The organism is Nocardioides terrigena (assembly GCF_003047265.1).
Lineage (GTDB): Bacteria > Actinomycetota > Actinomycetes > Propionibacteriales > Nocardioidaceae > Nocardioides > Nocardioides terrigena.
In genome coordinates this window covers 209,730-222,884 of record NZ_PZYY01000001.1, presented here as the reverse complement: position 1 = coordinate 222,884, position 13,155 = coordinate 209,730, and the positions used below count along the sequence as shown (strand labels likewise).

The following is a 13,155-nucleotide window of genomic DNA, read 5'->3' as shown; positions in this document are numbered from 1 at the left end:
TAGGCGGGTGGCTCAGCCGAGCCAGGCACGGTAGGCGGTGACGTCTGGCGTGACCACCCCGTCGGCGCCGACGTCGCGGAGCGTGCGCCACTCCGGGCGGGTGAGGGCGTAGCCGCCGAGGACGACCGCGCCCTGGCGGTGCAGCCGCCTCACGCGCTGCTCGGAGAGCAACCGGGCGGGCACGTTGTAGCCGCCCACCAGGCCCTTGGCCTGCCGGACCTTGCGCCAGCCGCTGACGATCAGCTGGTTGCCCATCCGCGGCGAGAGGCGGCGTACCCGCTCGAGGACCGTGGCGCGCAGCGACGAGATCGCGGTGACGTCGACGAGCCCGGCGTCCTTGACCAGGTTGACCACCCGGCGGACCTGGGTCACCGACCAGTTGCTGCCCTTGAGCTCGAGCATCAGCGAGAACGGCCGGCCCCGCTCCGCGCGGGACGTCGCCAGCGCGAGCAGCTCCTCGACGTGCGGGATCGGCCGGCGTCCGGTGCGCTCGAGGCACTGCCGGTCCAGCTGGCGTCGCGTCCACGCGCCGATCGGGCCGGTGCAGGTCGTGGTGCGGCCCAGCCCGCTGTCGTGCAGGACGACGAGCTCGTCGTCCCGGGTGCGGCGTACGTCGGTCTCGAGGGCGGTCGCGCCGGCGCGCAGGGAGTGCCGGAAGGCCGCCATGGTGTTCTCGCCGAGGGTCTTCGTCGGGCCGCCGCGGTGGGCGGTGACGGAGAAGTCCCGTCCACCGCCGGCGCCCTCGGTGGCGGACGCGGGGACGGCGGCGAGCGGGAGGGCGAGCGCCAGCGCGACGAGCGGCGTCAGGACCAGGGCGAGGGTGCGGGACACGGCGGACATCATGCCTGCCGGGACGAAGGTCCCTTGTCCCCCTCCCCGCCCCGACGCACACTGGAAGGAGGGCCGGGCGCCCGCCCGGCCGCACGGGAGTCGCGCCATGGACACGCTCGTGCCCGGTCTCCGGGTGACCCACCAGATGCTCGTCGAGAGGCTCGACCTCGCCTCCGTGGCGCGCCCGACGACCGATCCCCAGCACCCGCGCGACCAGTACCCGGCGATCGACACGTTCCTCGCCAGCGCCAGCCGGCACAACGCCGCGACGCTCGCCGTGGTCGTCCCCGCCGTCCGGAGCCACGTCGTGGACGGACCCGAGCGCGCCCACGACTTCGTCGCACAGAGCCGTCGCTTCGAGGTCGCCCTGTCGCAGGTCAAGGCCAAGCTCTACGGGTCGTCGTACGCCGTGCGCCGGCCGTGGGAGTCGATCTGGAGCGACGTACGACGCGAGCTCGCCGAGACCTGCCAGATGGAGCGCGCGCTGGTGGTCGACCTCGCCGCCGCCCGGCGTGAGAGCGACCCGGACTGGGGCGAGCGGCTCTACCGGGCCGAGCTCACGGCGCCGACCCGGCCGCACCCCTACATCCCCCACCAGGGCGTGCCCGGCCGGGTCGCGCGCACCGTCGCCCGCCGGGTCGACGGCTTCTGGGACACGGCGGAGGGCCGGATGGTCCCGGAGCCGCTGCGCCACCACGAGCGGAGCGAGGACGGCCGGTTGACGCAGTACCTCCTCGCCGACCCGCACCTGCCCGACGAGGACGAGGACGACGGGGGCGGCCAGCGGGCCGCGGGCGACCCGGGCCCGGAGGGCTGATCAGAGGGAGTCGGGCACCTGCAGTGTGTCGGGATCGCTGCGCGGCGGGAGCCCCGCGAGCGCGGCCCGCAGCACCGCGACCCGGGCCGCGACGACGACCTTGCGACGCATCCGGCCGCCGGGCGCGTCGCCGAGTGTCTCCTCGACCGCGGCGAGGACCTGGGCGTCGCTGAACTCCGGCCGGGTCCCGGTCGCGACCTCCACGTCGGGCAGCGCCACCAGGGCCGGCAGCAGCTGGCCACCGAGGGCGTCGAGCACCTGGTAGCGCTCGTAACCGGTCATCTCGCTCCACACGGCGTCCGGGTCCTGGCGGCCCTTGCGGAGGCCCCGCTTCTGGGCCGCGGCGACCGGCTTGGCCGCGGCGGTGAGGGCGACGGTCAGCTCGTGCTCGGTGAAGCGCATGGCACCAGCATGCCGTCACCTCCCGGAGCCCGCCTCACCAGTCGAGCTCGTGGCACTCCCGGGAGGCGGCCGACTCCACCTGGAGGGTGGCGTGCGAGATCTCGTGCTCGCGACGCAGCAGGCTGCGGGCGTCGTCGAGCACCCGCTGAGCCTGCCCCTCCTGTGCGACGAGGTGGGCGGTGGCGACGTGCATGCCCGACGTCAGCGTCCAGACGTGGACGTCGTGGACGTCGGCGACCCCCTCGAGGGCGGCGAGGTCGGCGGCGATCACCTCGACCTCCATCCCGGCGGGCACGTGCTGGCCGAGGACGGCGAGCACCTGGCGGCCCAGCACGAGGGCGCGCACGGCCACGAAGATCCCGATCGCCAGGGCGACCACGGTGTCCCAGACCCCGTCGCCGGTGGTGGCGACCAGCCACCCCGCGACGAGCACGCCGACCGAGCCCAGGGTGTCGGCCACGACCTCGAGGTAGGCGCCCTTCACGTTGAGCGACTCGTCGGCGCCGCCGCGCAGCAGGAGCAGGGCGACGAGGTTGACCACGAGGCCGAGGCCACCGACGACCAGCATCGGGGTAGAGGCGACCGCGACGTCGGAGCCGCGGCGACCGAGCGCCTCGACGACGACGTACGCCGACACCCCCAGCATGAGCAGCACCGCGAGGCCGGAGGCGAAGACCTCGGCCCGGTAGGAGCCGTACGTCCGCCGGCCGGTCGTGTCGGGGCGGCTCGCGACCCGGGTGGCGACGAGCGCGGCACCGAGCGCCACCACGTCGGCGGCCATGTGGCCGGCGTCCGAGAGCAGCGCGAGCGAGCCGGACGTGAGGCCGACGACGAGCTCGACGGAGAAGAAGGCGGCGATCAGCCCGAAGGAGACCGCGAGCCGCCACCGGTGCCGCTCCCCGGCGTGCCCGGACCCGTGACCGTGGCCGTGCCCTGCCCCCATGCCGCCTCCGCTCGTCCTGCCGGGACCACGGTAGCCAGCCCGCAGCCGGACCGGGACGTCAGCCGCCGCGGCGACCCCAGCGGGACGTCCGCGGCTCGCGCGGCTGGGAGGCCCGGAAGCGCATCCCGGCCTGCTGGACGGGCACGCCGGTCGACGCCGGGGCGGGCACGGGTGCGGACGCCGCGGCAGGGTCCGCCCCGAGCGGCTCCACCCGGGTCTCCCCGCTCGCGATGGTGTCGGCACGGGCGACGTCGCCGGGCGCGAGCACGGCCCGGACCTCGTCGACGATCTCGGCCACCACCCGGGGGTCGAGCTTGTCGGCGAAGGCGTAGAGCGCATGGTCCCCGACCGCGGCGACCAGCATCGTCCCGTGCGTGTAGTCGAGCAGGACGCAGGTCTCGCGGTAGGGCTCCTCCAGCGCGCCGAGCACGGCCAGCGCCCGTACGCCGACCTCGGGCAGGGCGGCCATCGCATCGAGGACCGCGCCGCCGGACTGCGGGACCGCCGCGGCGACGACCCGCTTGTCCCCGGTGATGACCGCGCTCCAGTGCGTGCCCAGCATCTGTCGCACCCGTTGCATGCAGTGGCCCAGCGCCGCGTGCACGTCGGCGCCGCCCACCACGGTGAACTCCTTGGGTGCGCGGGCCTCCCCGGTCTCGACCTCGGCCGACAGCGTCACCTCGCGCGCATCGCTCCACCCGACGCGGGCGGTGACGGCGGTGGTGCTCACGGTGCTGACCCACTCGAGGTCGCCCGCCCCGGTGAGGAACTCGAGCTGCCCGGCCACCCGGCAGGCGTAGCGCAGCGACGCGGCGAGGCGGCCGTCGGCGCCGTCGTCACCGTGGATCGTGCCGTCGGCGGCGACGGTGAAGCGTCGCGCCGGCGTCTCGGGCGGGCTGGCGTCGTACTCGGTCATCGGGACCTCCACACGCGGCGGTTGCGGCAAGCGCCCGACGGTCCCGAGACCCCTCCAACCCACGGACACACTGCCCTCAGGACACCAGCATCGAGGACGGCCCGTGGGGTCTTCAGCGAAACCGTCCACCTTTCACACGCCCGACACGCGGCCCCCGGATCGGTAACCGCGACGAAACGCCGCCGGCCCGCAGGGACAACACGGCGGCCCGAGGGTGGTGCCACGGTGCGGCTCGGGAGCACGAACCTGCTTCTCCACGACCTCAGGAGGTCACCATGGTCAACACCGGCGACACCGCCTGGATCCTCACCAGCGCGAGTCTCGTGCTGCTGATGACGCCCGGCCTCGCACTCTTCTACGGCGGCATGGTCCGGGTGCGGAGCGTGCTCAACATGATGATGATGTCGTTCGGCGCGCTCGGCCTCATCAGCGTGCTGTGGGTGCTCTACGGCTACTCGATGGCGTTCGGCGACGACATCGGCGGCGGTCTCCTCGGCGACCCGTTCCAGTACGCCGGCCTGCGCGGCCTGATGGAGGACGTCACCTCCACCCAGGGCGGGCTCCCGGCGATGGCCTTCGTCGGCTTCCAGGCGGTCTTCGCGATCATCACCGTGGCGCTGGTGTCGGGCGCGGTGGCGGAGCGGATGAAGTTCGGCGCCTGGATGGTCTTCGCCGGGATCTGGGCGACGCTGGTCTACTTCCCGGTCGCGCACTGGGTCTTCGACTTCTCCCTCGGCGACCACGTCGGCGGCTGGATCGCCAACGACCTGGCGGCGATCGACTTCGCGGGCGGCACGGCCGTCCACATCAACGCGGGTGCCGCGGCCCTGGCCCTGGCGATCGTGATGGGCACCCGCCGCGGCTTCGGCGCCGAGGCGATGCGCCCGCACAACCTGCCGCTGGTGATGCTCGGTGCCGGCCTGCTGTGGTTCGGCTGGTTCGGCTTCAACGCCGGCTCGGCGGTCGCGGCCAACAACACGGCCGCCGTCGCGTGGGTCAACACCCTGGTCGCCACCGCCGCCGCCAGCCTCGCGTGGATGGCCACCGAGAAGGTCGTCGGCGGCTACGCCACCTCGCTGGGTGCGGCGTCCGGTGTCGTGGCCGGCCTGGTCGCCATCACCCCGGCCTGCTCCTCGGTCTCGCCGCTGGGCGCGATCGTGGTCGGCGCGGTCGCGGGCATCCTGTGCTCGCTGGCGATCGGCGTGAAGTTCCGCTTCGGGTACGACGACTCGCTCGACGTCGTCGCCGTCCACCTGGTCGGCGGCCTGTGGGGCACGGTGGCGGTCGGCTTCCTGGCCACCGCGGCCGCGCCTGCCGGCGTCGACGGCCTGCTCTACGGGGGCGGCATCGACCAGCTCACCCGGCAGGTGGTCGGTGCGCTCGCGGTCCTGGTCTTCTCCTTCGTGGTCACCTTCGCGATCGCCAAGGTCCTCGACTCCGTGATGGGCCTGCGGGTCGTCGAGGAGCACGAGGTCGCGGGCATCGACGCAGCGGTGCACGCGGAGCAGAGCTACGAGCTCGGTGTGTTCGGCGGTGGGACGACAACACACTGATCGCTCGGGGTGGAACGGCGCCACGGCCTGCTGCAGGGCCGTGGCGCCGTTCGCCTGTCCGGAGCGGACCGGGTGGGGCTACTCCGCGCCCGGCACGATCCGCAGGTCCCGCACGGCGCCGCCGTCGAGCGCGGCCAGCGCCTCCTGGTAGGCCGGGCTGTCGTGGGCGGCCCGGGCCGCGTCGACCGAGTCGAAGACGCTGACCACGGTGCGCGTCACCTCGCCCGCTTCGTAGGTCTGCTCCGGCAGTCCGCGCACCACGAACGTCCCGCCCGCCGCCCGCAGCGCGGGCCCGGCCAGCTCGGCGTACGCCGCGACCTTCGCCTCGTCGGTGATCTCCCGGTAGATGCTGATCCAGTAGGCACTCATGGGACCCATCCTGTCGGGTGCCGGGTGACGCGTCGGTGGCAGCATGCAGGGGTGGACGAGTCACGGGCACGGGCACGGCTGGAGGCCGAGCGGGCGACGGTGCTCGCCCGGCTGGCGGCACTCACGGGTGACTACGACTCGGTGGTCGCGGCATCCCTCGACACCAACGCCGACGACGAGCACGACCCTGAGGGGGCGACGATCGCCTTCGAGCGCTCGCAGATCGGGGCGCTGGTCGCCCAGGCGCGCGACCACCTCGCGGAGGTGGACCGTGCCGTGTCCCGGCTCGACGACGCGACCTACGGCACCTGCGAGCGCTGCGGCAACCCGATCCCGGCCGCCCGCCTCGAGGCCCGACCCACGGCGCGCAGGTGCGTGCCTGCGCGTCCCTGCCCTGACCCGGCACTGACCCAGCCGGGTGCACGCTAGCGGGCCCTTCCCTGCGCAGGTGCGCAGCCATGGGGCGAGCCGTCCGCGCGTTCCCTGCGCGCGTGCGCAGCTCTCGGGCCGAGGAGATCGGGCCTTCCCTGCGCAGGTGCGCAGCCATGGGGTGCGGCCATCGGGCCTTACCTGCGCGGGTGCGCAGCTATCAGGGCAGGCGACCGGGCCTTACCTGCGCACGTGCGCAGGGAAACGTCCACTGCCCGCCTCGATACCTGCGCAGGCGCGCAGGGAAGCGGAGGACACCCACCCTGTGAGTTGCGCAGGTGCGCAGGGAAGCGAGCCGAACCTCGCGCGCAGCGACGGGTCCTCCGCGAGGGCGCCCAGCGCGGCCGCCGAGCCGGCCGGCCCCGCACCGACCACGACGACGTCCCACGCCTCGCGGCTCAGGGGAGGTCCACCGCCTCGTCGTCGACGAGGACCACGTGCAGGGTGCGCGGGCCGTGGACGCCCTCGACCCGGTCGAGCTCGATGTCGCTGGTGGCGCTGGGCCCGCTGATCCAGGTCAGCGGACGCTGCGGGTCGAGCAGCGCCACCGCGTCCGGGACGTCGGCGACCACCTGGTCGGCACGCACGATGCAGACGTGCAGGTCGGGGACCAGGCTGATCGCCCGGCGACCCTGGTCCTCTGCGTGGTCGAGCACGATGGTGCCGGTCTCCGCGATGCCCACGCGGGCGGCGGTCACCACGGCGTCGATCCCGTCGAGGTCCGCGGCGGAGAGGCCGACGCGGTGTCCTGGGCCCGTCGAAGGGTCGACGACGGCACCGGGCACGTCGAGGCCGAGGCCGGCAGGTACGACGGCGCTGCCGCCGGCGAGCACGGCGGCCACGGTGGCCGCGACCTCGTCGGCCGAGCAGCGGGTCACCACGGCGCGGTAGTCCTCGACCCGCTCGGCGAAGCGGCCCACCAGGTCGTCCACCGGGTGCACGATCGGCGGCGCGGGCAGCGGCCCGGCCGGCTCCACGCCCTCGAGGGCGGCCCGGACCTTGGCCAGGATCTCGTCGCGGGCGCTCGTCATCGCCGTCCTCCGTCGGTGCGCTTCCACCAGGCGCGGAAGGACTCCGCAGGCGGTGCGGGCAGGTCGCGCGCCGACGTCCACGCGCTCGCGGGACCCGGCAGCCGGCCGGCCGCCCGGCGACCGCCCGGGAGCGTCGTACGACCGAAGCGGCCGAGCACGCGACCGGCGAGGCCGGACGCCGTCTCGGCCCAGCCCAGGCGCCGGGAGTCGGAGAACGTCCAGGCCGCGGCCTTCATCGCCGCGGCCTCGGGCTTGGGCACGGTGTCGCCGCGGTGGCTGTCGACGACCTGCGCGCGCAGGTCGACCAGCACCGAGGGGATGTCGATGAGCACCGGGCAGACCTCGAAGCAGGCACCACACAGCGAGGAGGCGTAGGGCAGCGACGCGGTCTGCTCGTCCGAGACGCCGTTGAGGAGCGGGTTGAGGATCGCGCCGATCGGCCCGGGGTAGACCGAGCCGTAGGCGTGACCGCCGACCCGCTCGTAGACCGGGCACACGTTGAGGCAGGCCGAGCAGCGGATGCAGCGCAGGGCCTGGCGCCCGACGTCGTCGGCCAGGGCGTTGGTGCGGCCGTTGTCGAGCAGGACGACGTGCACCTCCTGCGGCCCGTCGCCGGGGGTGACCCCGGTCCAAGTGGAGGTGTAGGGGTTCATCCGCTCCCCGGTCGAGGATCGCGGCAGCAGCCGCAGCAGTGGGTCCAGGTCGCGCCAGGTGGGCACGACCTTCTCGATGCCGACCACGCTGACGAGCACCTCAGGCAGGGTCAGGCACATCCGGCCGTTGCCCTCGGACTCGACGACCACGAGGGTGCCGGTCTCGGCGACGGCGAAGTTGGCGCCCGAGACGCCGACCTTGGCGCGCAGGAACTTCTCCCGCAGGTGGGCGCGGGCGGCGGCGGCCAGCACCGCGGGCTCGTCGGTGAGGTCGTCGGGGGCGGGGCGGCCGACGTCGGCCATCCGGCGGCGGAAGATCTCGCGGATCTCGGCGCGGTTGCGGTGGATGGCCGGTACCAGGATGTGGGAGGGCAGGTCGTCGCCGAGCTGCACGATGAGCTCGGCGAGGTCGGTCTCCCACGCGGCGATGCCCTCGGCCTCGAGCACCTCGTTGAGGCCGATCTCCTGGGTGGCCATCGACTTGACCTTGACCACCTCGTCGACGCCGTGCGAGCGGGCGACCTGCGCGACGATCTCGCAGGCCTCGGCCGCGTCGCGGGCCCAGTGGACCGTCGCGCCGCCGGCGACCAGGGATGCCTCGAGCTGCTCGAGGTGGGTGGCCAGGTCGCGCAGCGCGGCCTCCTTGACGGCGGCGCCGGCGATGCGCAGCTCCTCCCAGTCCTCGACCTCGGCGACAACCCGGGCCCGCTTGTCGCGGATCGTCTTGGTGGCGTGCGCGAGGTTGTGGCGCAGCTGGGTGTCGCCCAGCGCGGCGCGGGCGGCCTCGGGGAAGGCCGGCATGCCGACGAAGGTGCCCGTCATGCCAGATCTCCTGCCCGGGCGCCGACGGCCGGTCCACCGGAGCGGGACTCGGTGTCCTCGGTGGCGGCCAGGATCTCGGCGAGGTGCACGGTGCGGACCCCGGAGCGCTCGCGCGAGAGCAGCCCGCCGATGTGCATGAGGCACGAGTTGTCGCCGGCCGCCACCATCTCGGCTCCCGTCTCGCGCACGTGGCGCGCCTTGTCGGATCCCATCGCCACGGACGTGTCGGCGTTCTTCACCGCGAACGTCCCACCGAAGCCGCAGCACTCCTCGGCCTGAGGCAGGTCGACGAGGGTCAGCCCGCGCACCTTCTCGAGCAGCTGCCGGGGCCGGTCGCCGACCCCGAGCATCCGCAGCGAGTGGCAGGTGGGGTGGTAGGTCACCCGGTGCGGGAAGTAGGCGCCGACGTCGGTCACGCCGAGCACGTCGACGAGGAACTCGCTCAGCTCGTAGGTCCGCGGGCCGGTCTCCGCGACGGCCGCCACGAGGCCGGGGTCCCCGGAGCGGCGGGCCACGATCGAGTGCTGGTGGCGCGCGGAGCCGGCGCACGAGCCGCTCGGCGTGACGATGGCGTCGTACCCCGCGAAGGCGTCGACGAACGTGCGCACCACGGGGACGGCCTCGTCGAGGTAGCCCGTGTTGACCATCGGCTGGGCGCAGCACGTCTGCGCTGTCGGGAAGTCGACCTCGACCCCGAGGCGGCGCAGCAGCGTGACCACGGCCTTGCCGGTGTCGGGGTACATCGCGTCGTTGATGCACGTGACCAGCAGGGCGACTCTCATGCGTGCATCCTGCCCCGCGCGTCACGAGGCGTGAAGCGTCGCAGGTCGTGGGTCACCCCTACGAGGGCACGCAGGTCGTCGAGCCCGCCGGTCACCGCGCCGGCCGCTCGGGCCTGCACGAGCACGTTGCCCAGGGCGGTGGCCTCGACCGGGCCGGCGACGACCTCGCGCCCCGAGCGGTCGGCGATCGCCTGGCAGAGCAGGGTGTTCTGGGCGCCCCCGCCGACGACGTGGACGGTGCTGACCGTGCGACCGGCCAGCGTGCCGGCGGTGTCGAGGGCCGTGGCGTACGCCGCCGCGAGCGACTCGACGATGCTGCGCACGGTGGTCGCGGCGTCGCCCAGTGGCCGGACGTCGTGCTCGGCGCACCACGCCGCGATGCGGGCCGGCATGTCGCCCGGCGGCACGAAGCGCGGGTCCTGGACGTCGAAGACCGGCACCTCGCCCGTCACGTCCGCGGCCGCGGCCAGGAGGGCGGCCAGGTCGGTCCGGTCCCAGGTGCGCATGGTCTCGCTCAGCAGCCAGGTCCCCATGACGTTGGTCAGGAAGCGCACGGTGCCATCGACGCCGCCCTCGTTGGTGAAGTTGGCCGCGCGGGCCGCGCCGGTGAGCACGGCCGAGTCGAGCTCCAGGCCGACGAGCCCCCACGTGCCGAGGGAGAGGTACGCCGATGCGTCGTCCGCGAGCGGGGTCCCCACCACGGCGGAGGCGGTGTCGTGGGAGCCGACCGCGACCAGCGGCAGGTGGTCCACCCCCAGCGAGGACGCGACGTCCGCGGACAGGTCTCCCACCACGTCGCCGGGCCGGACGAGATCGGCGAAGACCTTCCGCGGCAGGCCGAGCATCGCGATGAGCTCGTCGTCCCACCGCCCCGTGCCCGGGTCGAGCAGACCGGTGGTCGAGGCGTTGGTGACCTCGGCGACCTCGCGGCCGGTGAGCCAGTGGCCGAGCAGGTCGGGCACCAGCAGCATCCGGTCGGCGTCGTGGACCCACGGGTCGGCGGCGAGCTGGTAGATGGTGTTGAACGGGAGGAACTGCAGCCCGTTGCGGCGCTGGAGGTCCTCGGCGTGCACGGCGGCGTGCACGATCTCGGGTCCGACGGTGCAGCGCCGCTCGTCGCGGTAGTGGTAGGGCGTGCCGAGCAGCCGGCCGTCGCGGAGCAGGCCGTAGTCGACCGCCCAGCTGTCCACGGCGACGCTGGCCAGCGGCCCCGTCCCCGAGGTCCCGGCGAGCCGGGCCGCCGAGCGCAGGCCCGCCAGCGCCGCGGCGTACAGGCCGAGGACGTCCCAGTGCAGGCCGTCGGGCGTGCGCACCGGGGTGTTGGCGAAACGGGCGACCGGTTCGAGGTGCAGGCGTCCGGGACCGACCTCGCCGAGCATCACCCGGCCGCTCGACGCGCCCAGGTCGACGGCGGCGACGCTGACGGACGGTCTCGAGGCTCGCTGCGCTCGCACCTCAACCACCGGGACCTCCTGATCGCACCTCAACCACCGGCCCCTCCTGCTCGCACCCTAGTCGTCGGTCAGCGGAGGAACGCCGCGGCGACGCCTGCGTCGACGGGGATGTGGAGGCCGGTGGTGTGGGTCATCTCCGGGCCGCAGAGCGCGAAGACGGCGTTGGCGCAGTGCTCGGGGAGCACCTCGCGCTTGAGCAGGGTCCGCTGGGCGTAGAACTCGCCGAGGTTCTCCTCGTCGACTCCGTAGACCGCGGCCCGCTGGGCGCCCCAGCCGCCGGCGAAGATCCCGGACCCGCGGACCACGCCGTCGGGGTTGACGCCGTTGACCTTGACGCCGTGCTCGCCGAGCTCGGCGGCCAGCAGCCGCACCTGGTGGGCCTGGTCGGCCTTGACCGCGGAGTAGGCGATGTTGTTGGGGCCGGCGAAGACGGAGTTCTTCGACGAGATGTAGACGATGTCCCCGCCGAGCTTCTGGTCGATGAGCACCCGTGCTGCGGCCCGCGAGACGAGGAACGAGCCCTTGGCCATCACGTCGTGCTGGAGGTCCCAGTCCGCGACGGTGGTGTCGAGCAGCGACTTGGACAGCGACAGCCCGGCGTTGTTGACGACCAGGTCGAGGCCACCGAAGGCCAGCACGGCGGCATCGACCATGGCCTGCACGGCCCGCTCGTCGGACACGTCGACCTGCACGCCGACGGCCACGTCAGGACCGCCGATCTCGGCGGCGGCTGCCTGCGCCTTCTCCAGCGACAGGTCCGCGATCACCACGCAGGCACCCTCGGCGGCGAGCTTGACCGCGATGGCCCTGCCGATGCCGGACGCGGCACCGGTGACCAGCGCGATCCGGGTGGCGAGCGGCTTGGGGGCGGGCATCCGCTGGAGCTTGGCCTCCTCGAGGGCCCAGTACTCGATGCGGAACTTCTCCGACTCGTCGATCGGGGCGTACGTCGAGAGCCCCTCCGCGCCACGCATCACGTTGATCGCGTTGGTGTAGAACTCCCCCGCCACGCGGGCGGTCTGCTTGTCCTTGCCGTAGGAGAACATCCCGACGCCGGGCACCAGGATGATCAGCGGGTCGGCGCCGCGCATGGCCGGCCACGTCCCGCCGAGGGCCTTCGCGTTGCGGTCGTAGTAGGCCGCGTAGTCGGCGCGGTAGGCCTCGTGCAGCTCCGCCACCCGCTCGCGCACCTTGTCCAGCGAGGCGGTAGGCGCCACGTCGAGCACCATCGGCTTGACCTTGGTGCGCAGGAAGTGGTCCGGGCAGCTGGTGCCGAGCTCGGCCAGCCGGACGTGGTTCTTCGCGGCAAGGAAGTCGAGGACGACCCGGTCGTCGGTGAAGTGCCCGACCATCGGCCGGTCCTGCGAGGCCACGCCGCGCAGCAGCGGGGCCAGCTCGGCCGCGCGGGCCCTGCGCTTCGCGGGGGCCAGGGGCTCGTACTTCTTGAGCCGCGTCCCGAAGGGGTCCTTCTTCGAGTGCTTCTTGATGTAGCGCTCCGCGGTGCGGATCATCCACAGCGAGTTCTTCTCGCACGCGGCGCTCGTGTCGCCCCATGCCGTGATCCCGTGGCCGCCCAGGACGCAACCGACCGCCTGCGGGTTGGCCTCCTTGATGGCCGCGATGTCGAGGCCGAGCTGGAAGCCGGGCCGGCGCCACGGCACCCACACCACCTTGTCGCCGTACACCTGCTCGGTCAGTGCCTCGCCGTCCGCGGCGGTCGCGATCGCGATCCCGGAGTCCGGGTGCAGGTGGTCGACGTGCGCCGCGTCCACGAGCCCGTGCATGGCGGTGTCGATCGAGGGGGCGGCGCCGCCCTTGCCGTGCAGGCAGTAGTCGAACGCCGCGACCATCTCGTCCTCGCGCTCGACGCCCGGGTAGACGTCGACCAGCGCACGCATCCGGTCCAGCCGCAGCACGGCCAGCCCGGCCGGGGTCAGCGTGCCCAGGTCGCCGCCGGAGCCCTTCACCCACAACAGCTCGAGGTCCTCACCGGTCACCGGGTCGGTCTCGACGCCCTTGGCGGAGGTGTTGCCGCCGGCGTAGTTGGTGTTCTTCGGGTCCTGGCCCAGGCGGTTGGACCGCTCGACCAGGTCGGAGACGGCAGACGGGGCGGCGGTGCTGGGGTCACTCACGGTGGTGTCCTTCGGTGTCGT

General features: G+C 73.7%; 13 protein-coding genes. 3 read left to right on the top strand and 10 right to left on the bottom strand.

What is annotated here, in order from left to right; genetic code table 11:
• Positions 1 to 12: 12 nt before the first annotated feature.
• On the bottom strand, positions 13 to 831 hold the full coding sequence (locus tag DAE25_RS01040) for a glycerophosphodiester phosphodiesterase (RefSeq protein WP_159083507.1): 819 nt from the start codon (positions 829 to 831) through the stop codon (positions 13 to 15).
• Between the two features lie 106 nt (positions 832 to 937).
• On the opposite strand from DAE25_RS01040, the gene DAE25_RS01035 reads away from it, so the two are divergent.
• On the top strand, positions 938 to 1,648 hold the full coding sequence (locus DAE25_RS01035; protein WP_107764413.1) for a hypothetical protein: 711 nt from the start codon (positions 938 to 940) through the stop codon (positions 1,646 to 1,648).
• On the opposite strand, the gene DAE25_RS01030 is transcribed toward DAE25_RS01035, so the two are convergent.
• From DAE25_RS01030 to DAE25_RS01020, 3 genes are read right to left on the bottom strand one after another with little or no spacing between them, the layout of a single operon-like run.
• On the bottom strand, positions 1,649 to 2,050 hold the full coding sequence (locus DAE25_RS01030) for a hypothetical protein (protein ID WP_107764412.1): 402 nt from the start codon (positions 2,048 to 2,050) through the stop codon (positions 1,649 to 1,651).
• A gap of 34 nt (positions 2,051 to 2,084) precedes the next feature.
• Entirely contained in the window at positions 2,085 to 2,993 is a 909-nt protein-coding gene (locus DAE25_RS01025) for a cation diffusion facilitator family transporter (RefSeq protein ID WP_107764411.1), read from the bottom strand.
• Between the two features lie 58 nt (positions 2,994 to 3,051).
• Positions 3,052 to 3,909 (bottom strand): hypothetical protein, encoded by an 858-nt coding sequence (locus DAE25_RS01020; protein WP_107764410.1) that lies wholly within the window; start codon positions 3,907 to 3,909, stop codon positions 3,052 to 3,054.
• Between the two features lie 275 nt (positions 3,910 to 4,184).
• On the opposite strand from DAE25_RS01020, the gene DAE25_RS01015 reads away from it, so the two are divergent.
• Positions 4,185 to 5,462, top strand: coding sequence for an ammonium transporter (locus tag DAE25_RS01015; RefSeq protein WP_107764409.1), 1,278 nt, complete (start codon positions 4,185 to 4,187; stop codon positions 5,460 to 5,462).
• A 78-nt stretch (positions 5,463 to 5,540) separates the two neighbouring features.
• Here DAE25_RS01015 and DAE25_RS01010 read toward each other — a convergent pair whose 3' ends face one another.
• Complete coding sequence (locus tag DAE25_RS01010) at positions 5,541 to 5,831, bottom strand: DUF1330 domain-containing protein (RefSeq protein WP_107764408.1); 291 nt, start codon at positions 5,829 to 5,831, stop codon at positions 5,541 to 5,543.
• Between the two features lie 51 nt (positions 5,832 to 5,882).
• Between DAE25_RS01010 and DAE25_RS01005 the strand changes: the two genes are divergently transcribed.
• The gene (locus DAE25_RS01005) at positions 5,883 to 6,260 is read left to right on the top strand and encodes a TraR/DksA family transcriptional regulator (protein WP_107764407.1); all 378 of its coding nucleotides are present in this window, start codon (positions 5,883 to 5,885) and stop codon (positions 6,258 to 6,260) included.
• 398 nt (positions 6,261 to 6,658) lie between these two features.
• On the opposite strand, the gene DAE25_RS01000 is transcribed toward DAE25_RS01005, so the two are convergent.
• Genes DAE25_RS01000 through DAE25_RS00980 form a run of 5 tightly spaced genes read right to left on the bottom strand, consistent with a single transcriptional unit; the run spans position 6,659 to position 13,134 of the window.
• Positions 6,659 to 7,291, bottom strand: coding sequence for a LutC/YkgG family protein (locus tag DAE25_RS01000; RefSeq protein WP_107764406.1), 633 nt, complete (start codon positions 7,289 to 7,291; stop codon positions 6,659 to 6,661).
• Positions 7,288 to 8,766 (bottom strand): lactate utilization protein B, encoded by a 1,479-nt coding sequence (locus DAE25_RS00995; RefSeq protein WP_107764405.1) that lies wholly within the window; start codon positions 8,764 to 8,766, stop codon positions 7,288 to 7,290. Before DAE25_RS00995 ends, DAE25_RS01000 begins: the two co-directional genes overlap by 4 nt.
• Positions 8,763 to 9,548 (bottom strand): (Fe-S)-binding protein, encoded by a 786-nt coding sequence (locus DAE25_RS00990; RefSeq protein WP_107764404.1) that lies wholly within the window; start codon positions 9,546 to 9,548, stop codon positions 8,763 to 8,765. Before DAE25_RS00990 ends, DAE25_RS00995 begins: the two co-directional genes overlap by 4 nt.
• Positions 9,545 to 11,011: a rhamnulokinase gene (locus tag DAE25_RS00985; RefSeq protein WP_234410764.1), complete on the bottom strand. Its 1,467-nt coding sequence runs from the start codon at positions 11,009 to 11,011 to the stop codon at positions 9,545 to 9,547. The genes DAE25_RS00990 and DAE25_RS00985 overlap by 4 nt, the downstream gene beginning before the upstream one ends.
• A gap of 59 nt (positions 11,012 to 11,070) precedes the next feature.
• Positions 11,071 to 13,134: a bifunctional aldolase/short-chain dehydrogenase gene (locus DAE25_RS00980; RefSeq protein ID WP_107764403.1), complete on the bottom strand. Its 2,064-nt coding sequence runs from the start codon at positions 13,132 to 13,134 to the stop codon at positions 11,071 to 11,073.
• Positions 13,135 to 13,155: the final 21 nt, after the last annotated feature.